The 20,321-nt window shown below is 36.5% G+C and carries 12 protein-coding genes; 6 read left to right on the forward strand and 6 right to left on the reverse strand.

What is annotated here, in order from left to right; all coding sequences use genetic code 11:
- Positions 1 to 24: 24 nt before the first annotated feature.
- Complete coding sequence (locus tag QM481_RS16445; RefSeq protein WP_283382503.1) at positions 25 to 1,587, forward strand: DUF1501 domain-containing protein; 1,563 nt, start codon at positions 25 to 27, stop codon at positions 1,585 to 1,587.
- Between the two features lie 768 nt (positions 1,588 to 2,355).
- Here the strand turns inward: QM481_RS16445 and QM481_RS16450 are convergent.
- On the reverse strand, positions 2,356 to 6,645 hold the full coding sequence (locus tag QM481_RS16450) for a T9SS type A sorting domain-containing protein (protein ID WP_283382504.1): 4,290 nt from the start codon (positions 6,643 to 6,645) through the stop codon (positions 2,356 to 2,358).
- A gap of 332 nt (positions 6,646 to 6,977) precedes the next feature.
- On the opposite strand from QM481_RS16450, the gene QM481_RS16455 reads away from it, so the two are divergent.
- A complete protein-coding gene (locus tag QM481_RS16455; protein WP_283382505.1) occupies positions 6,978 to 7,637 on the forward strand; it encodes a cyclase family protein in 660 nt (219 codons plus the stop codon).
- Between the two features lie 114 nt (positions 7,638 to 7,751).
- The gene (locus QM481_RS16460) at positions 7,752 to 8,933 is read left to right on the forward strand and encodes an MFS transporter (RefSeq protein WP_283382506.1); all 1,182 of its coding nucleotides are present in this window, start codon (positions 7,752 to 7,754) and stop codon (positions 8,931 to 8,933) included.
- Here QM481_RS16460 and QM481_RS16465 read toward each other — a convergent pair.
- Positions 8,923 to 9,540 (reverse strand): response regulator transcription factor, encoded by a 618-nt coding sequence (locus tag QM481_RS16465; RefSeq protein WP_283382507.1) that lies wholly within the window; start codon positions 9,538 to 9,540, stop codon positions 8,923 to 8,925. The genes QM481_RS16460 and QM481_RS16465 overlap by 11 nt on opposite strands.
- A 250-nt stretch (positions 9,541 to 9,790) precedes the next feature.
- Here QM481_RS16465 and QM481_RS16470 point away from each other — a divergent pair, with 250 nt between their 5' ends.
- Both QM481_RS16470 and QM481_RS16475 read left to right on the forward strand, forming a co-directional pair.
- A complete protein-coding gene (locus tag QM481_RS16470) occupies positions 9,791 to 10,594 on the forward strand; it encodes a sterol desaturase family protein (RefSeq protein ID WP_283382508.1) in 804 nt (267 codons plus the stop codon).
- Positions 10,595 to 10,664: 70 nt separating this feature from the next.
- Complete coding sequence (locus QM481_RS16475) at positions 10,665 to 11,450, forward strand: sulfite exporter TauE/SafE family protein (RefSeq protein ID WP_283382509.1); 786 nt, start codon at positions 10,665 to 10,667, stop codon at positions 11,448 to 11,450.
- A gap of 214 nt (positions 11,451 to 11,664) precedes the next feature.
- Here QM481_RS16475 and QM481_RS16480 read toward each other — a convergent pair whose 3' ends face one another.
- The 4 genes from QM481_RS16480 to QM481_RS16495 form a co-directional block, all read right to left on the reverse strand.
- On the reverse strand, positions 11,665 to 12,435 hold the full coding sequence (locus QM481_RS16480; RefSeq protein WP_283382510.1) for an HTH domain-containing protein: 771 nt from the start codon (positions 12,433 to 12,435) through the stop codon (positions 11,665 to 11,667).
- Positions 12,436 to 12,646: 211 nt separating this feature from the next.
- Positions 12,647 to 14,974: a glycoside hydrolase family 65 protein gene (locus QM481_RS16485; protein WP_283382511.1), complete on the reverse strand. Its 2,328-nt coding sequence runs from the start codon at positions 14,972 to 14,974 to the stop codon at positions 12,647 to 12,649.
- Between the two features lie 319 nt (positions 14,975 to 15,293).
- Positions 15,294 to 15,944, reverse strand: coding sequence for a beta-phosphoglucomutase (gene pgmB, locus QM481_RS16490; protein WP_283343142.1), 651 nt, complete (start codon positions 15,942 to 15,944; stop codon positions 15,294 to 15,296).
- A gap of 196 nt (positions 15,945 to 16,140) precedes the next feature.
- Entirely contained in the window at positions 16,141 to 18,045 is a 1,905-nt protein-coding gene (locus QM481_RS16495) for a glycoside hydrolase family 13 protein (protein WP_283382512.1), read from the reverse strand.
- A 461-nt stretch (positions 18,046 to 18,506) separates the two neighbouring features.
- On the opposite strand from QM481_RS16495, the gene QM481_RS16500 reads away from it, so the two are divergent.
- Positions 18,507 to 20,225 (forward strand): alpha-amylase family glycosyl hydrolase, encoded by a 1,719-nt coding sequence (locus tag QM481_RS16500; protein WP_283382513.1) that lies wholly within the window; start codon positions 18,507 to 18,509, stop codon positions 20,223 to 20,225.
- Positions 20,226 to 20,321 lie beyond the last annotated feature (96 nt).

Raw genomic sequence — 20,321 nt, forward strand, 5'->3', positions numbered from 1 at the left:
TTCTTCTATCTAAAATCTCTTTTTATGAAACGTAGAGAGTTTGTCCAGCAGTCTATATCAGGATTCTTAATGCCTGCATTACTCAGTGGTTTTTCGGTGAAAGCCTTGGGAAATGTTGCCAAAAATCAAAGTGGTGACGACAACACGCTTGTGGTTATCCAGCTCAATGGAGGTAACGACGGTTTAAATACCGTTATCCCTATCGATAAATATGGGCTGTACAAAAATGCTCGCCCAAACATCGCCATTCCAGAGACATCCCTATTGAAGATTTCTCAAAATGATAATATTGGTCTGCACCCCTCTATGGCAGGAGGCTTGCATAACCTATTTATGGAGGGCAAAGCCAACGTAATACAAAGCGTAGGGTACCCCAATCCCAACTTTTCCCATTTCAGGGCAACTGATATTTGGAATTCGGCCTCAGATGCCAATCAGTATGTGTATAATGGCTGGCTTGGAAGATATTTGGCTTTACAACACCCTGCCTATCCCAACAACTATCCTAATGCTCAATTCCCAGACCCTTTGGCCATACAAATTGGCTCTACGGTGAGTACTGCTTTGCAAGGTCCTGTTTCCTCTATGGGAATGGCTATTACCAACCCTAGCAGTTTCTATAATTTGGTACAAAATAAGGTAGAAGATGCCCCAGATACTTTAGCAGGGAAAGAATTGAAGTTTTTGAGAGAAGTAGCCAATCAGACAAATTTATATGCCAGTTCTATTAGAGGAGCAGCGGGCAAAGCTAAAAATTTGGTTACCTACCCAAATACCAATTTGGCAGGACAATTAAAAATCGTGGCAAGCCTTATTGGAGGAGGACTCAAAACGAAGGTGTATTTTGTCAATCTGGGAGGCTTTGATACGCACAGTAATCAGGTAAATACGACTGCTACCACCACAGGAACGCATGCCAATCTTTGGAAACAAATCTCGGATGCCATCAAAGCCTTTACCGATGATTTGAAAGCAATGGGCGTATCCAAAAGAGTCGTAGGAATGACCTATTCAGAATTTGGACGTAGGATCAAATCGAATGCCAGTGGCGGAACCGACCACGGAGCAGCCGCCCCTTTGTTTATGTTTGGGGATATGGTCAATCCCATTGTGTTGGGTACAACGCCAGATATTGCAGCTTCAGTTCAAACAGGCGACAATGTACTCATGCAATATGATTTTCGTTCGGTATATAGTTCTATTCTTGAACAGTTTTTATGTATGAATGCCAGTTGGAAGGACGATGTGTTGTTTAAAGATACCTTTCAATCTTTACCACTCATTCGGCCGCAAGCTTGTGGACTTACTCCTGTTGTGGATTTAGATTCTACGGGGGAATACATCTACAATTACCCCAATCCTTTCCAACAAAGTACGATTTTGGTATATACTTCAAGAGGCGGCCATAACCTGATTCAAATTTTTGATAACGTAGGAAGACTAATGGACACCCCAGTGGATGGGCTATATCCTGAAGGTACTTATGATATGCCTGTAGATACTTCAAAATGGAAAAATGACGTCTATTACGCTCGTTTTCAAAATGACTCGTACCAGCAGATTCGAAAAGTGATGAAGCATGGGTAAATGGAATGAATAGTTAAAATAAGCAGGAGTTGAGATACTTTGATATAAAAAGCTACCTTTTGTTTGTTGATAGATTTTTGAGCTTTAGCTAGTGCTAAAATTAGCTCGGATAACAGGGATATTGTGATGGTTTATCAAAAAGGCATTCGAAATGAGTTTTTCGAATGCCTTTTTGATATTACATTCCAAAATGACACATTTTTAGACGCAAAGCATTGCATCTCTACTGATGAATTTGCTATCAACTTGATTTTTTTATCAAATAATAATGGACAATATTGAGCATTGTTTAGTAAAATAACATCCTAATGTCGTTTATTTTGCCTCGCATATACTTCGCCTAGATAGTAACAAATGAGGAAAATATTTATTGGTAAAGAAATAATTAACAATACTTACAACTAATACCTTCCAAAATAATGAAACACCTTCTACCATTAGTCTCAATGATTTTCATCGCCTTGGTTGTGCCGATAAATTTCCCTCCACTTCAACAATTATTACGGGCAAAGCACTTTTCGAGTATGGTACTCCTGTTGACGGTATGACGATTTATTACCCAGGTATAAAAGGCTCATTTAACAAAATAAATTTTACATTTTTCGTAACAGATGATTTTAATGAAAAAGGCGAGTATTCAATTAATCGTCTGCTTTAAGAGGTTTAAAACTCTATCCCAACTAATTAGATGATTGCGGATAATATTAGCGAGGGTAGAGTATATTTGCAAAAAAATCCCGACTACTTATCGTAATCGGGATGTAATAATTAGAATTTCATCACTTTAAAAGTTCCTGATTTATTTCCTTTAGAAACTTTGAGGTGATAAACTCCATTTGCAAAACTTTGAAGACTGATTTGGTTTTTACCAGCAAGGAGTTCTGTATCAAATACCGACTGTCCCATCATATCAAAAATTTCAGCTTTGATATTTGGCTCGTCACTCGTGATGGTGATATAGTCGCTGGCGGGGTTTGGTCCCACCAAAACACCTAGTGATTGTAGGTCGTCGATACCTGTGATTAATTCAAGAGTTGCTATAGATTTTGTGCCAACCAATCCTAGTCCACAAGATGTGCTACCTACAGCAAATATTTTATACTGTGCAGATGGCATAGCCTCTACTGGGTATTCAAATAGGAGCTTGTCTATCGTTACATTTTTTGCAGAGCTTTCATTTTTCCCAATTGAAGCTATAACAGGCAAAGTACCATCCACTTTAATTCTTAGACTTACAAGTGCAGTCGAGTTTGCTGTATAAGAATACTTTGTCGTATCAAACTCGGCCACTAAAGGTGCTCCTATTGTTAAAGGGAAAATATTGGTAGTAGATATACTATTCGCATCGTTACTGATTACTCTGAAACGGTATCCAGTTCCTAATTTTAAATCACTGGGAATCTGAAAATTCAGTGAATTTTGAACACTCGGTGTTGGAGTTGATGGAAGTGTTCGAAAATTTTCGCCATTTATATCTGATAATTGTACTAAAAAAGCAGTATTTGTATCAAAATTTCCTTGAGTAGAAAAGGTAATAGTAGACTTGCTACCTGCACACAATCGAAGATTCGATGTAGTTGTAGAGGGGGCATTCGTCATAACAACTTTGTCACTTTTAGTATTGACGATTATATTAGCATTACCTGTTGCGATTCCGACTCCACATTCATTATAAACACTTTGTAAACTAATAACTTGAGATAGACTAACATTGACAGGAATATATGCAGGATTAGTCTCAGAATAATATACTATTCCTTTTTGAGCATTGGTAAGGGTGTATCCCAGCATCTGTGGTGAAGAAGATGCAAAAAGTTCGCTTACGGGTTTGGCACTTATATAAGTAGATTGATTAGCATTTACTATACTAGACCCAGATACTACTACATTTGGAGTTGTTTCAACTCGGTAAGTTAGCGTTTGTCCTATTTTATTTCCTGCTACATCACGGAGTACTAAATTGTAACTCCCCAATTTAATAGTAGATGGTAACTTCACGATATAGTCTCCAGAGTTTGAAACTTCTACTATTGTAGCAAGAGAGGTCTCTGATGAGTTTTCTAGCAAAAGCTTAAATTTGGCAGAAGTCGGCAAATCTCCTTTTACTCCTAAGGTAAAAATATAACTTTCATTTTTACAGTATATACTACTAAACGATTTTAAACTCCATGTTACCGTTGGCTTGAGTGTCACTTTAATGGAGCTCTGTCCATCGTAGATTCCACATCGATTCACTAGGGTTTTTAGTTTATAGACACCTCCTGCTCTTGGCAAGAAATTTATATCACTACCATTAAGCGCATCACTATTGAATGAAAAAATTTGATTTTGATCACTTGCGAGATACCCACTAAATTCTAAGTCTCTTACGCCATTATTTTTAAGAGCTACATATTCTCCTCCATTAATGGTTATTTCATTTTTGCCATCCAAAGAGCTAACATCAATATTAGGGTTGGTCTGATAATTGACCCATTGAGTAGCTGACACAAAAGTAGAATCACTTTGGTCTTTCATTCGTATATAATACCAACCCGCTTTAAAGCTTTCAGGAATAATTATTTCGATAGGACTTTGTGTAATATCTTTCTTAAGAACAGTATAATTTCCAAAGTTTCCAACTTGAGAAATTTCTAATTGAAACACTCCTTTTGGCGAGTTAGGTATCCTTTTTGTTTCAAAAAACGTAATCGTATGCTTTGCTCCTTTACACAAAAATTGATTATTCTTATCCATAACGATTTCTCGATTACGGTATTTGGCAGTGATAGTCTTATTAATATCTAAAGTTGCACATGAATTACCAACGCTTTTTATCGTGTAAGTAGTTGTACTTCCATTCATTGGAAGACTGAATAACAAATAACTACTTCCTGATTTAAACACTTGTCCATTGGTAAGAGTAACAGTATTATTGTCATCATTGGTAGCAAAACTAACACTCGCATCTATTACATGACGCTCATCATAATCAACTAAAATAGTCATACTTGATATATCCACTTCAGGTTTTTGACCAACCCTTATTTTCAACATTTCTCCTTGTACTTGAGTATTAACAGCACGGGGTCTTAAATAAATGGGTGATGAATAAGAGCGTAAGTTAGCGCTAGGCTTCCAACTCAATTTGTCATTCTTGAACTCAGCAACATTTAAGGCAATTGCTGATCCATAGTTATCAACTATATCGAGGACAAATTTTGTATCATTAGCAAAATTTCCTGTTTTTTCTAATAATAAATCATACGTATTTTCTAAACAAACAAAGGAGTTGTATTTTATGGTAGATTTAATCTTTAAATAGCTTGTTTGAGGAGCAACACTTACATTGAAGGCTAAATTTAAGTTTGAGGATTCGCCACAAGAATTAGAAACCGATTTAATAGAAAACTGCTTTGTAGTATCTGCCCAAAAATTTCCTTCAACATTCGTAAAACCGTAGATTGACATCAACGTTTGACCTGTCGAAAGTTCAACCTTATAATCTCCACCTCCATTGAGCGCTAATCCTAAGTTTACTAGCTTTGGTACGTCCAAGTTTAGATTAGACATTGGATTCGACCATCTGGCTGTAGGAAGTTTACGCATTTCAATCGTATAAGCAGTATATGCTCCAATAGGAAGTTTATCCGTAGATAGGGCAATAGCAAACATTCCTGGGGCTTCTGCTACACTAGAAGGAATAACAAACTCCGCAGTATTGATTCCTGTTACTTTACCTGCTACTCTAAATGGAGTCGAGAAGTTGAATCTGATGTGTACATTAATCGTAGAACCAATGGCAAGAGTTGATGAAAGTGTACTAAACTTCAACTTTACAGTCTCGTTTAAGCAATAGACGCCTTTTTCAACATCTTCAACTTTTATACCATCTACTACATTGATGCTAACTACATTCTTACCTTCTCCTTGTCCACAAGTGTTCGAATATTTAACCTTGTAATTTGTACTTTGGGTTGGTCTTACAATCTGCTCTATTGGCCAACTCCCTTCGATAACGCCAACTAGACCATCATTTAGCTCGTAATATAATGGATACAATGGTGTGGTATTGATAGTCAAAGTAGCACTGTTACCATAAACAATTGTCTTAGAAAAAGGCACTAATTCTGCGGAGCCACTTGTATTAATATCAACTGATGTTCTGCCATCGCCAATCATCGCAGGGCTTGTTGATTTTAAAACTACATTATAGGGTGCTATTGAGATGGCATCGGGTAGGGTAAATGATATTTCGCTATCATTTTCGGTGGCCTCCACTACAAAAATTTTGTCATTACTATAACTCGAAAACTCCAACAAGAATTTATTATCAGTATTCCATGTCCCTTGTTTTGTAATCCTTAAGCGATTAATAACACCCTTACAAAACACCATGTTATCCTTTCTATTAAGAGTCAAAGTATTGCTATGAACAGTCAATGAAACATTTCCCTCCACTGTTCCTTGTCCACAAGCATTTTTGATTTCTTTTATTTTGAATTCACCACTTTTTTGAGGATACACATCGAATCTAACGGTACTATTATAACTCTCTACATTATTGATGTAATAATTATCCCCCTCTGAGGTTGTAAAACTCAAGGGAGCCATAGCTGTACCAGTCAAATCTATACCCAAAGCAGTTCCTTTTCTTATAGTAGTTGAAGAAATTGGATTATGGATTAGTTTGGGAAGCTTAGCATACCTAAAGTCTTGCTTTGCTTGATTTGAAATTATTTTGGGCGCAGTAGAGGCGATTTGTATATAATAATATTCATTAGGGTTGAGTTGCGATAATACATCATCACTAGGATATTCTCCTACTAGAAAGCCCGATGAATCTTTCGTATCTAAGTTTAGGATTACCGACCCTCCCCATGTAGCTAGTTGTAGAGAAAACTTGTTTCCAGTATAAAATGAACCTCTTGTATTAAATATGGCGGTAAATTTTTGTCCTGCGCAAATGACCCCATTTTGAGGACTTTTTAATCCAGAAAAAATAATTTCTGGGGTTTGTGAGTACACTTTTGCATTATATGCAAAATAAATTAGTAATAAAAGTAGAGCTTTTTTCATAGGTTGTTTTATAATTTAGTATCAAACATCTATAAGCCCGTTAATTTGATTGTAGAAAAAACGTTTTTAACAAAGAATGATACTTATAAAATTGATATTATTCAGCAATTATTATTTTTATCAAATTTATTCTAATTATAATTAAATTCACACAGTCCATCTAAAATTAATATTCATCAGAACCTCATTTATAATCTATAAGGAAAAACACGAAAACAGTAATTATCAAAGCAATTGGAAGAGCCATGGGGCAGTCGCCCAAACGTGAGTAATTTGGTAAACTTTTCCGTACATTTATTCTTGAATATTTATCAACTTTCATTTTACAAACCATGAAATTTATCGACTTAAGTCATACTATCGAAGACGGAACTGTTACTTACAAAGGACTTCCAGCACCCAAAATCTGTGATTTTTGGATTCGAGAAGAATCTAAAAATTGGTACGACGAAGACACTTCATTCCAAATTGGCAAAATTGAAATGGTTGCAAATACAGGTACTTACATTGATACCCCATTTCACAGATATGAGGATGGTAAGGATTTATCTGACATTTTAATTGAAAAAACTGCTCTCCTCGCCGCTGTCGTCGTCAGAGCTCCATATCAAAAGAGCAAGGTTATTGATGTCGATATATTCAAACAATATGACATCTATAACAAGGCGGTGTTGGTACACACGGGCTGGGATGAACTTTGGGAAAAGGAAGCATATTATTCAGAGAACCCCTTTTTAACCGCAGAAGCAGCCCAATATTTGGTAGATCAAAAAGTGATTTTGGTTGGGATAGACTCATACAACATTGATGATGTTTCTGGAAAAACTAGACCTGTTCATACTATTTTACTCAAAAACGAAATTTTGATTGTGGAGCATTTGTGTAACCTCCACCAAATTCCTGATGGAGTAGCGATTCAATTTTGTGCAACGCCACCTAAAGTGAAAGGAATGGGAACATTTCCAGTTAGAGCGTATGTGGTTGTGGAATAAGTTACCTGTATTAGGCTATACGCTCTATGCCTTGTGCCTGTTGCCTAGTACCTAAACTCATAACTTAAATCTTATTTTGCACGATTACATATTAGTTTTTGAGAAAAATAGACTATGTTAAATTTTATAAAAAACCCTAAGACTGTAACCCCAGTCGTGGTTTTTGCGCAATTTTCAGGAACTTCTTTGTGGTTTGCTGTCAATGCTATCTTAAAGGATATTCAACCCTTGTTTCCGCCAAATAATCATTTTTTAGGTAAGATGACTTCGGCAGTACAATTGGGTTTTGTTTGTGGAACCTTGTGTTATGCCATTTTAGCCATTAGCGATAGGTTTTCGCCCAAATGGGTATTTGTTATCTCTGCTCTTTTTGGCGCTTTGCTCAACCTCCTTACACTTCAGAGCATGGGAAATACGACTTTGTTACTCAGCATAAGATTTGGCGTAGGTTTTTTTCTGGCAGGTGTATATCCTGTTGGCATGAAAATCATGAGCGATTGGCATCAGAAAGGATTAGGAAAAGCCTTAGGGTATTTGGTGGGAGCCCTGGTATTGGGCACATCCTTTGGTCACTTTTTAGCCGCAATACAATGGCATTTTAATTGGCAAGCTATCATTATAGCTGCATCTATCTTGTCATCAAGCGGTGCATTATTAATGGCCATAGGCATAACAGATGGTCCCTATCGTCAAAAAATAGGGACTTTTAGTCCAAAGGCGATATTAGAAGCATTTGCCAACCCCAATTTCAAAAAATATGCTTGGGGCTATTTTGGACACATGTTCGAGCTATATACTTTTTGGGCCTTTGTACCAGTCATTTTACAGCATTATCAAAGCCTCCACCATGAATCTTTTTCTATCTCAGCATGGTCTTTTGGTATAATTGGCATGGGGATTTTGGGCTGTATATGCACAGCCGAACTCTCCCAACAACGTTTCACAAGTCGTCAGTTAGCTTATTTTTTCTTGATTGTTTCTGGATTTTGCTGTTTACTAAGCCCTTTTATATGGCAGTTACCTTTTGAGGTATTTATAGGCTTGTTATTAATTTGGGGATTTAGTGTAGTAGCAGACTCTCCTCAATTCTCTACACTTATTTCACAAAATGCACAACCTGCGTATCGTGCTTCAGCTATAACGATTGTCAATAGCATTGGCTTTGCTATCACAGTTTTAAGTATCATGTTTTTGCAAAATCTACAAGTTTTAATTGGTGTTGAATGGTTATTTTTCCCGCTTTCATTAGGTATGGTCTTGGGATTAATTACCAAAAAACAAATACCTAACTATTAGCCTTAAAAGAATGTTCTGTTTTGAATCTGTTCTGAACAAATTTTATCAGTTCTCGTTCATTCGGCACAGATAGCTTATGATAAATATTCCGTTTATGTGTATTGACCGTATGAACACTGATAAACAACTTCTCAGAAATCGAGCTGCTTGACTCCCTTTGCATAACGTAAGCAATTACTTGAGCTTCACGTAGAGAAATACCATACTTACTAAAAAATGGTGTTTGGTAATGATAGGTTTCGTTAAAGAGCTTTTGACTTGAATTTGACTTCAAAGCATTTATTTCGGATAGCAAATCATTTAAACCACTATTTAATTGAAAAACTTTGGTAACTACAGATGGAGTAGACATCCATTGGCTCACTCCTAACACAAAAGTAGCAAGATTAACATTTTGTATTGATAAGGCTTCAAGTAGGTTTGTCACTTGGTGGTGCGATTGTTGACAGTCAATCAACAGTATGTCTGGGGCAAAAGACTGAATACTTTGTGTAGATGCTTGTTCTAAAGAAAGTAAGTTGACAGATAAAATACTAGGGTTTGGCTCAAGAATAACTTTAAGGCCATCAGCCAATAACTGATGCTCATAAATGATCAGTAGATTCATATAATTAAGGATAATATTAGTGATAAAACTTTATTTTGAGTGATAAATACAAAGTAAAGCTTTGTTTAACAGTGGTGGTATTTGTTTTTATTTTACGGTGCAAAGTTATGATAATCGTTGATTTTCATACACTATTGCATGATTTTTTAAAGCAAAATTTAAAAAATTAATCAGGAATAAGCTTGCTTAAAATAGGTTATATTTATATTAATAATCTTAATTCAAAAAAATCTTGGAAAAGTCTATTAATATGGAAAGACTAATAAACTACTTTTCTACCATTCCTTCGTCACATCGCTCAATAATTTTGGTGGGTGGTATTACTTTTTTCTGGTTGATTGAATCATCCTTACCACTATTCAAATTTTCCTATCATAAATGGCGCCATGCTGGTGTAAATATATTTTTTACGTTAACGACTATCATTGTCAATTTTTTCTTGGCATTTATTCTACTAAAATCTTCTGATTGGGCAGTTGCTAATCATTTTGGTATTATCAATTGGCTTCCTGTCATGCCTCTTTGGATATATGCTATTTTAGGATTATTACTATTGGACTTGATTGGCGCTTGGTTTATCCATTGGCTTGAGCATAAAGTCAAGTGGATGTGGCGATTTCACATTATTCACCATAGCGATATGCAAGTAGATACTACCACTGCCAACCGTCATCATCCTGGAGAAAGTGTTTTTAGATTTGTCTTCACCACCATTGCTGTGGTCATTACTGGAGCACCAATGTGGGTTGTCATGATGTATCAATCTATTTCGGTACTGTTATCACAATTCAACCACGCCAATATTACGCTTCCCCCTACTCTCAACAAAATATTGAGCTGGGTTATCGTTACGCCCGATATGCACCATGTACATCACCATTATGTGCAACCTTTTACGGATTCTAACTATGGAAATATCTTCTCTATTTGGGATCGTTTATTTGGTACATTTTCACATATTAATCCCAAAGAAATAGTTTATGGAGTGGATACTCAAATGAATGCTTCCAAAAATGAATCGATTTCTTCATTACTCAAAATGCCCTTCGAATGATTTAGGCGTAGTTTGAGGAAAATTTGAAGAGTTTGGGCTAATTTTGTAAAATCATCAACCCTCATTGCTCATGCTCCTTGACGATATTAGTCTTCAAACTCTTTCTTTTTTACTCATTTTTGCCTTTTCTGCTGGATTTGTCGATTCGATTGTTGGCGGTGGTGGTATGATTCAACTACCAGCTTTATTGATATTTTTACCACAATTTTCTATTCCAACTATTATTGGTACACACAAATTAGCTTCTGTGTCTGGTACTTTAGTGGCAGCTTCACAATATATCAAACAGGTAAAAGTTGATTGGAAGGTCATGTTACCTGCCGTAGCAATCACAGGGGTATTTGCCCTAATGGGTGCTCGATTAGTCAGTTCACTTGACAAAGAAACCCTACGCCCCATTATTTTGGTGTTATTAGTATTGGTTTTAATATATACTTTGGTCAAAAAAGATTTAGGAACGCATCATGCTCCCAAATATCATGGTAAGGTATTTTTCTGGGGAGTCATGCTCACTGGAGCTATTTTGGGGTTTTATGATGGCTTTTTCGGACCAGGAATGGGTAGTTTTTTGATCTTTACTTTTGTATCAATTTTTTACTTAGATTTTTTACACGCCTCCGCTTATGCCAAAATCATGAATTGTGCATCGAATGTTCCTGCCATTATCTATTTTATGTCATCGGGAGATGTGTTGTACAAAGTAGCTATTCCATTGGCAATTGCCAACATTCTTGGATCAATAGTTGGCACTAAATTAGCGCTTAAAAAAGGGAGTGCTTTTGTAAGAATCTTCTTTGTGGTCGTTGTAATAGGTGTGATTTTACGCTTTGGCTATGATATATTCTTTAAGCATTGAGTGAGGTGGTGATTTAGTGAATTAGTGATTGTTTGAATTAATGCGGAACCACAAACCAAAAAAAATAAGTAACTGAAAATCAAACAATTAAACCATTTAAAGTTAGATTTTTTTCCTTATAGGATACGATTTAAATCGTATCCTATAAGGAAAAAAATCTAGTCTATGTTCTAGAACAGAAAAGGCTCATGCTTACAAGTATGATTTTCGAAGCTTAGTAAGAAGTGCTTATTTCTGAAAGAATTTGTTGAATTCGTTTTCTTTTTAAATCAGGATCCTCGACTTGCTTGAATTCTAAGCCTGAAAGTAATGTTTTTGAATCTCGATTCTGCTTTGGCTCAAGTGTTTCGATGAGTAAAACTTGCATAGTTTCAACAATATCCTGAATAGAAATTTCTCGATTTGATTCCTGAACTGTAAATATTGTACCTTCAAAATCTGGCTCATAAATACCGAACCACGAAAAGCGATTCCATCTTCCTTCAAGATAATCATTAGTATGTCCAAATAATTTCTCTCCAATCGTTTCTTCTATTGCTTGCCCTACATAAAGAATATTTGGACCATCATAAAGTATGTAAATGCCTTTTTGTTCCTTAAAGTTAGTTATCGAGTTTGTTTCTAACTGCGTACCATATAAATCAGGTCTTTCATTCCAGAATACTTGATTCCTATGCCAGAACATACCATAGGAATTTATTATAGAAGTATAACTAATTTCGCTCTTTTTAAACTTTTCCTTAGAAGTATTTGATCTTTCACGCAAGGTAAAAGTCCCCATTGCCACCTTAATAAAAATGGATTCATTCCCAAAATCACGAATATCATTACTTATGTACGCATTGACTGTAGTAGCAGGTGTGGATCCAACAGATGATCTATAACCATTTTCAAGTATTTGCTCGGCAATTTCTGTATAATGTAGAGGTCTACTATGCTCTTTGAGAACGCGCTCAATCGCTTCAATCCATTTTAATTCTCTCATATGAACTTATTTTAAGTGTATTATAACTATAAGTTCAGCAAAAATAATGCTACTAATAAATATTATAGCATATAATCTCCTTTTTAAATTTATATTCCATAGAACGAATTCAAGAGTCATAATAAAAAAGGTTGTATAGGAAAATATACCTAAAAACAAAAAGCTAGTCCCCTCATACAAGGCGACTAGCTTTTAGGAGTATTATTAATCCCTACGCCAATTCCGTAGCACCCAAGGCTACCACTACAGACGAAGTAGCTTTTACTTCGTAAGCTTCAGAGCCTACATTGATTGTAATATCTCCGCCCTCGAGGTTTTCGATTGTTACATGATCAGATGTGGTGATAATATTCAGAATATTGTTTCTAAATCTGATTTTGAAAGCAAATGATTTCCAATTTTCTGGTACAAATGGGTTCAAGTAAACTTGACCATTTCTCACACGCATGCCGCCAAATCCTTTGATTACAGACATCCATGTTCCAGCCATTGAAGTAATGTGCAATCCGTCTTCGGTATCATTGTTGTAATCATCCAAATCTAGACGAGCCGAACGCTGGTAGAATTCGTAACTACGTGGCTTATCACCTAATTTGGCCGCAATGATTGAGTGAACACATGGACTTAATGAAGACTCATGAACCGTCATTGGCTCATAGAAATCATAGTTACGACGAATTGTATCAACATCGAAATCGTCTTCAAAGAAATAAATTCCTTGTAAAACATCAGCTTGCTTGATGAAACAAGAACGAAGGATTCTATCCCAAGACCATTTTTGGTTGATAGGACGTTCAGTAGAAGGTAGATCTTTTACTTGAATCAATTCTTTATCTAAGAATCCATCTTGTTGTAAATAAACACCCAACTCTTTATCCTCCGCCAAATACATATTGTCGATGATATGCTGGAATTTACCAAATTCAGCTTCTTCATTCAAACTCAATAAAGCAACCAATTCTGCATAACGAGCACTATCGGTAGACTTGATATATTCTGCGGCTTCTTTGGCGTATTTTAAACACCAAACTGCTATATAACTTGTGTACCAGTTGTTGTTTACGTTGTTTTCATACTCATTTGGTCCAGTAACGCCCAACATTACATATTGCTTTTTAGCAATTGACCAGTTGACCCGTTGAGCCCAGAAACGAGCGATACCTAATAATACTTCAAAGCCATATTCAGCTAAGTAAGCTTTATCGTCAGTATAGTTGATGTAATCATAAATAGCATAGGCAATGGCTCCATTACGGTGGATTTCTTCAAACGTGATTTCCCACTCATTATGGCACTCTTCCCCATTCATGGTAACCATTGGGTATAAAGCAGCTCCATCTTTGAAACCTAATTTACCTGCATTTTCGATGGCACGACCTAATTGTTTCCAACGATATACCAACAAATTACGAGCTACCTGTGCATCAGCTGTAGCCATGTAGAAAGGAATACAATACGCCTCAGTATCCCAATAAGTTGATCCACCGTATTTTTCACCAGTAAATCCTTTTGGACCGATATTCAAACGAGCATCCTCGCCAGAGTAAGTTTGGTTGAGCTGGAAAATATTAAAACGAATTCCTTGTTGAGCAGCTACGTCACCTTCAATTACGATGTCGTTCATGTGCCATTTTGAAATCCATTTTTCTGCTTGCTCAGCCAGCATGGTATCGTATCCTTTGGCTGCAACTTTAGCCAAATACGCTTTTGCTGCTGGAAGAAGCTCTTCTACAGCATAATTTTCTGAAGAAAGATTACAAGCATATTTAATCAACGTAGTTTCTTGACCCGAAATAACGTCTAAGCTTACTTGGCTTGCAACGTATTTTTCTGCTTTGATGGGGAAACTTTGAAAATCAACCGATTTTCCGTCTTGAAGAATTTCAAACTTCTGACCAGTTACCACGTGGAAACCCGTCTTTTTAGTACGAAGTTCTATATAACCTTCAGCAAAAGCAGTTTCGCGATGAATTTCATCCCAGAACTTTTCGTCGTAGTTGGCATCCTTATTTTTGATATCACCATCGATAAATGGTGTCAGAGTAAGTTTACCGTCAAAATTCAATGGCGTAATCGAGTAGCTAATAGCACCCGATTCGTCGTCCACGATTGAGTTAAATCTTTTTGTATATACCTTGATTTGTTTTCCACTTGCCAAAGTTGCGATAAATGAGCGCTCCAAATATCCTTCTCTCATGTTAAGGACACGGCGGAAGTCTGCTACCTCACAACGATTCAAATCTAACTCTTCTCCATCGATTTCAACTTTTATACCAATCCAGTTGGCGGCATTCAATACTTTTGCGAAATATTCAGGATAACCATTCTTCCACCAACCCACACGGGTTTTGTCAGGATAGTAAACACCAGCTACGTAATTACCTTGAAGCGTCTTTCCTGTAAAGGTTTCTTCAAAGTTACCACGCTGGCCCATACGTCCATTTCCTAGGGAGCAAACTGACTCAGTGATTTCGTTGTATTCACGGTGAAACCCTTCTTCAATTATGCACCATTCGTCATGTTTTAAGTAGTTTTTCATTGTATTATAATGGATGGTTAATGGCAATGTATCTAACTATTTCCAATACTTCAATACTTTAGTATATCTTTTTCACGCAAGTTCTTGGAAATGTACAATTCCTTAAGTTGATTATTTTATTAGTCTGCTAAATTACTTCAATTGTAGAAAATTGTCCTTGCTGTGCTAGGGTGTTTTTTTACGATTCAAGAAAGTAGATTTAGCCTAAATCGAAGCAAAATTATTCTAAAGTCCTGAAAATGAAATAGGGTAGCCCAAAAGGCTACCCTTACAAAGACTTTTAGGTTGGTAAAAACCAAGTAATATATAAACCTAAAACTTATATCTGTGCTAATTTCTCTACCGAAAAATCTTCGAAAGTAGCAATAACAATATCTGCTTCTGTCAAAATATCTGCCGAACCTACGCCAACGGCTTTCATGCCACCCGCTTTGGCAGCTTGAACACCCGCTACAGCATCTTCAAAAACCACACATTCAGACGGTTGTGCACCTGTTGCCTCTGCTCCCATCAAAAATACTTGTGGGTCTGGCTTGCCTTTAGTGATATTATTACCATCGATGATAGCATCGAAATAGTCAAGCATTTGAATTCTTTCTAAAATCAACTTTGAATTTTTACTTGCCGAACCCAAAGCGATTTTGATACCATTGGCACGGAGAGACTTCAAAAACTCAGGTACACCAGGCAAAACCTCGTTAGGTGTCATTTGCATTACTAAATCCAAATACCATTGATTTTTTTTAGTGGCCCATGCTACTTTTTCCTCCTCGGTAAGTGTAACACCACCCCAATTCAAGATCAATTCTAGGGATTCCATACGGCTGATACCTTTCAACTGCTCATTTTGGTGTTCTGTAAAATCAAAACCCAATTCATTGGCTAATCGTCTCCAAGCTTGAAAATGGTAAACTGCTGTATCTACGATTACGCCATCTAGGTCAAAAAGGCACGCTTTTACTGTTGTCATTGTTTGAAAGTTTGGTTAATGGAAAAAAGAGAGGTTGGGAAAAATAACATTCCCAACCTTTTTTAAAGAATTATTATCACAAAGTTACAAGGAGTACCGTTAGAAAGACACTGAGGCATGGAGAATATTTCAGAGGTCGGATATTTAATGGTGATTTTTATTACCCAATCACTTTCACTCTTTCATTTCCTTAATACTACTTTTTCAACTCAATTACTTGAATTGACATGGCTGGAACCTTGATTTTTTGCAAAGAAGAAATAGTATTCCCTGAGACAACCTCTTTACCAAAGGTAAAGCCTCCCATAATTTCAGCAAAACGGTCAGTCGAGAGTTCTTTATCATCCTTATTCTGACTCATAACAATCATAACCGTTTGTTGTGCATCGTATCTGAAATATACATACATGCCATCTTGTGGTAAAAACTGCATTAATTTCCCAGTAGTCAATGCCGAGGAGTTTTTACGGAAATTAGCTAACGTTTTTACAAAATTAAAGGCTTCATTTTCTCTCTCATTTCGTCCATTAGCTGTGAATTTACTCACTGCATCTTCAGCCCATCCACCTGGGAAATCTTGACGAACTTCCGCATCAGAAGGATTTTTGAAGTTTTTCATTAATACTTCCGTTCCATAATACAAATGTGGAGTTCCGCGGGTAGTTAATAAGAAACCTAAACCTAATTTATATTTGTTCAAATCTTCGCCAATAACCGAAAAATAGCGGTCTTGGTCATGGTTATCTACAAAAGTCATGTTTAAATCAGGATTTTGATATAGGGCATCCATTGATAAAACCTGATAAATACGATTGAAGCCTTTTCCCCAATCAAAATTTTGATTCAAGGCATCATTGATAGCTGTTTGCAATACAAAATCATTTGGTGAAGGCAAATTACTTTTGAAAGGCAAATTGATATTATTTCTCACATGATACGCCTGACTGTAGATGTTTTGTACAGCATTTTCACCTGTGATAAACATATCTGGATACTCCTCAAAAAGAGCGGCATTACAACGATTCATAAAAGGCAAATCATTATACTGATAAGTATCTACTCTCCAACCATCAATACCAAAATATTCGACCGTCCAAAGTGCATGTTGAATCAAGTAATTGGCCACAAAAGCATTATTTTGATTTAAGTCTGGCAAAAAGGGCACAAACCAACCGCTCTGCTGAACCTTAAAGTCAGATTTATTTCCATGCAAAACATCAACAACGGGCTCATCACGATATGAAGTATTGGTATAAGTATCCCATTGATTCAACCAATCTTTTGATGGCATATCCTTCAAAATCCAGTGGTTGATACCCACGTGGTTGTACACTGCATCTTGAATCACTTTCAAGCCTTTTTTGTGTGCTTCAGTGACCATTTCCAAATAAGCTGCATTGCCTCCCAAACGACGGTCAACATTATATTGGTCGGTAAAACCATAGCCGTGATAAGCAGAACGCATAGCGCCACCTTCATCCGTTTGAGGCTGGTCATTTTCAATAACGGGATTCAACCAAAGAGCCGTAGCACCTAACTCTTTGAAATAATCAAGATGTTGGGTAACTCCCTTTAAGTCGCCTCCATGACGGGCAAAAGGATTTTTACGATCCGAAACCTTATCGGCCATATCGTCAAACTTATCATTACTTGGGTCGCCATTGGCAAAACGGTCGGGCAATATCAAATAAATAAAGTCTTTAGAATTGACAGTTTGAGGCTTTTTATCACGAACACGCAATTCAAAAGGCTGTGTAATTTTTACCACTTGGTCTATAGCCTTCTTCTTACCTTTCTGTACCTGAATGGTCTTAGTCATTTCTACGTTTAACGTACCCGCTTTTGTTTCAGGAGCAATTGTCAAATCAAGAAATAAATAATTTGGATTCTCTACAGTATTTACTTTTTGAAGCGTAACGCCAGGGTAATTGATTTTGACGTCGGCGCCTTTCAAGTTTTTACCATATACCAATAATTGCAAAGATGGGTTTTTCATGCCCACCCACCAGTTTGTAGGGTTTACACGTTGGATACTTGGTGTTTGAGCGATACCCAAAAAAGTACTTCCCAAAAGCACCAAGGATAGAATTGTTTTTTTCATGTTTATAAAGAGATGGTTAATGGAAAAATGAGTCATTAAGCTATTGGCAATGAGCAGCAAGGCAGAAAATGTAAATACAATTAAACATTTCTAAAATACAAAAAAAATTACTCAAGATACCTGATGACAACTTTAAAAGTTTGCAATTTTTCAAATAAAATGAAGAAAATCCTAATAATAAAATCTTAAATTCGAGCAAAATTATCACAAAGCTATTAGCTACTTAAATGAATTGAATCTGTGCTAAACTGTGCTAATAGCCAAATATTATTCTAAAAATGCTTAAAAAACACTTCATTTTCCTAACAATATTGGGATGCATATTTCTGAATTGGGCATCCTTCTCGCAAACTAAAAAACGTCCGAAAACTCAAGTTTTGGTCAACAAGAATAATTCTAGTAAATTAAAGAATAAAGATAAATCCCTGACAAAAACTAAATCAAGCGAGAAAACGAAAATTATGACCCAGAAAAACGACAAGTTAGTAATTCTACAGATGATGTTCCACTTGTGGGGCAATACCAATTCAACCAACAAAATGAATGGTTCGGCTGCCGAAAATGGTGTGACTAAATTCAAAGACATCAACGATAAAGCGTTGAAAGAATTGAAAAAATTTGGCTACTCACATCTGTACATGACTGGTCTTATTGAGCATGCTACGATGGAAGATTTAACGGCGTTGGGTATTCCAAAAGACCATCCAGATGTAGTAAAAGGCCGTTGTGGTTCGCCATTTGCTATCAAGGATTATTATGACGTAAACCCATTTTTTGCCTCAGATCCTAGCAAAAGAATGGAGGAATTTGAGGCGATGGTGGCTCGTGTTCACAAAAATGGACTAAAGGTAGTAATGGACTTTGTACCCAACCACGTGGCACGTGTGTATCACTCAGACATGAAGCCTGCGGGTGTACGTGACTTTGGTCAAGATGATGATGTAAATAAAGGCTTTGACCCACATAATAACTTTTACTATCTCCCTCATACTCAGTTCCAAATCCCTGATGGAGTAAACTCTCCTGTCAAACCAGAAGGTCCGTATATTGAGTCGCCTGCAAAAGCCTCGGGTAACGATGTATTTTCGTCAAAACCAACGATTGATGACTGGTTTGAAACGGTAAAATTGAATTATGGTGTAGATATTCTCAACGGACGTAGTCGTCATTTTGATCCAGTTCCATCTACTTGGATTAAGATGGTTGAAATCTTGAAATATTGGTCTGCCAAAGGTGTTGATGGTTTCAGATGTGATATGGCCGAAATGGTACCTGTAGAGTTTTGGCAGTATGCAACTTCAGCCATTAAAAAAGAGTATCCAGAAATGGTATTCATTGCAGAAATCTACAACCCTCGTGAATACCACAACTATATCAAGGTTGGAGGATTTGACTATTTGTATGACAAAGTTGGTTTGTATGATGGACTAAGAAGATTAGTTGAGCAAAAACATGAAGCAACCGTAGAAGATATTACTCGCGTTTGGCAACATGAATCAGGGGATATTTCTGAGCACATGTTACGTTTCTTAGAAAATCACGATGAGCAACGTGTCAATACACCAGCATTTGCCAAAGGAAATCCATTCGCAGCAGTGCCTGCCATGGTCGTTACAGCCACGCTTCACACAGGACCTGTGATGATTTACTTTGGTCAAGAACTGGGCGAAAAAGCTGATGGAAAAGAAGGCTTCAATCAAGCGGATGACCGTACCACAATGTTTGATTTCTGGGGAGTTCCTTCCCATCAGGCATGGATGAATGGAGGTAAATTTGATGGCGCAGGCTTAACCGAGGAACAAAAGAATTTACAAGCATTCTATAAAGGCTTATTGAAATTTGTCAATGGTTCTGAAGCAGTACAAAAAGGCGCATTCTTCGACCTTCAATATATTCAAAATCATGAGTATGATCGTCGTAAGGTATATTCATACTTACGTTATAGCGAAAATCAGAAGCTAGTAGTAGTTTGTAACTTTGATCATTACCAAGAAAAAAATATCAGTCTTCATATTCCTGATGGTGCATGGTCAGTTATGGGACTTGCCCCTCAAGGAAATTATACCTTAAAAGGGGTGTATGAAGCAAAAGGTTCACAAAAAATTAATGCCAAAGAAAATATCTCTATCAAAGTAGCGCCAAACTCAGCGGTAATTTATGAGATTTCTTCTAAAAAATAGTACATTTAAAAGTGTAGAGTTTTGTGTATGAATGAATCTTTATAAGAGTATAGTAAAAAAATTATTTGGCTTTTGTAAAAGAAACAGAATTTCCAT

Origin of the sequence: Flectobacillus rivi (genome assembly GCF_030056655.1) — a bacterium.
Classification (GTDB): domain Bacteria; phylum Bacteroidota; class Bacteroidia; order Cytophagales; family Spirosomataceae; genus Flectobacillus; species Flectobacillus rivi.

Coding starts and splice junctions, on each gene's coding strand:
- QM481_RS16495 (WP_283382512.1), bottom strand. CDS start 18,045: ATGAAAAAAACAATTCTATCCTTGGTGCTTTTGGGAAGTACTTTTTTG.
- QM481_RS16480 (WP_283382510.1), bottom strand. CDS start 12,435: ATGAGAGAATTAAAATGGATTGAAGCGATTGAGCGCGTTCTCAAAGAG.
- QM481_RS16475 (WP_283382509.1), top strand. CDS start 10,665: ATGCTCCTTGACGATATTAGTCTTCAAACTCTTTCTTTTTTACTCATT.
- QM481_RS16450 (WP_283382504.1), bottom strand. CDS start 6,645: ATGAAAAAAGCTCTACTTTTATTACTAATTTATTTTGCATATAATGCA.
- QM481_RS16500 (WP_283382513.1), top strand. CDS start 18,507: ATGACCCAGAAAAACGACAAGTTAGTAATTCTACAGATGATGTTCCAC.
- QM481_RS16460 (WP_283382506.1), top strand. CDS start 7,752: ATGTTAAATTTTATAAAAAACCCTAAGACTGTAACCCCAGTCGTGGTT.
- QM481_RS16445 (WP_283382503.1), top strand. CDS start 25: ATGAAACGTAGAGAGTTTGTCCAGCAGTCTATATCAGGATTCTTAATG.
- QM481_RS16465 (WP_283382507.1), bottom strand. CDS start 9,540: ATGAATCTACTGATCATTTATGAGCATCAGTTATTGGCTGATGGCCTT.
- QM481_RS16470 (WP_283382508.1), top strand. CDS start 9,791: ATGGAAAGACTAATAAACTACTTTTCTACCATTCCTTCGTCACATCGC.
- pgmB (WP_283343142.1), bottom strand. CDS start 15,944: ATGACAACAGTAAAAGCGTGCCTTTTTGACCTAGATGGCGTAATCGTA.
- QM481_RS16455 (WP_283382505.1), top strand. CDS start 6,978: ATGAAATTTATCGACTTAAGTCATACTATCGAAGACGGAACTGTTACT.
- QM481_RS16485 (WP_283382511.1), bottom strand. CDS start 14,974: ATGAAAAACTACTTAAAACATGACGAATGGTGCATAATTGAAGAAGGG.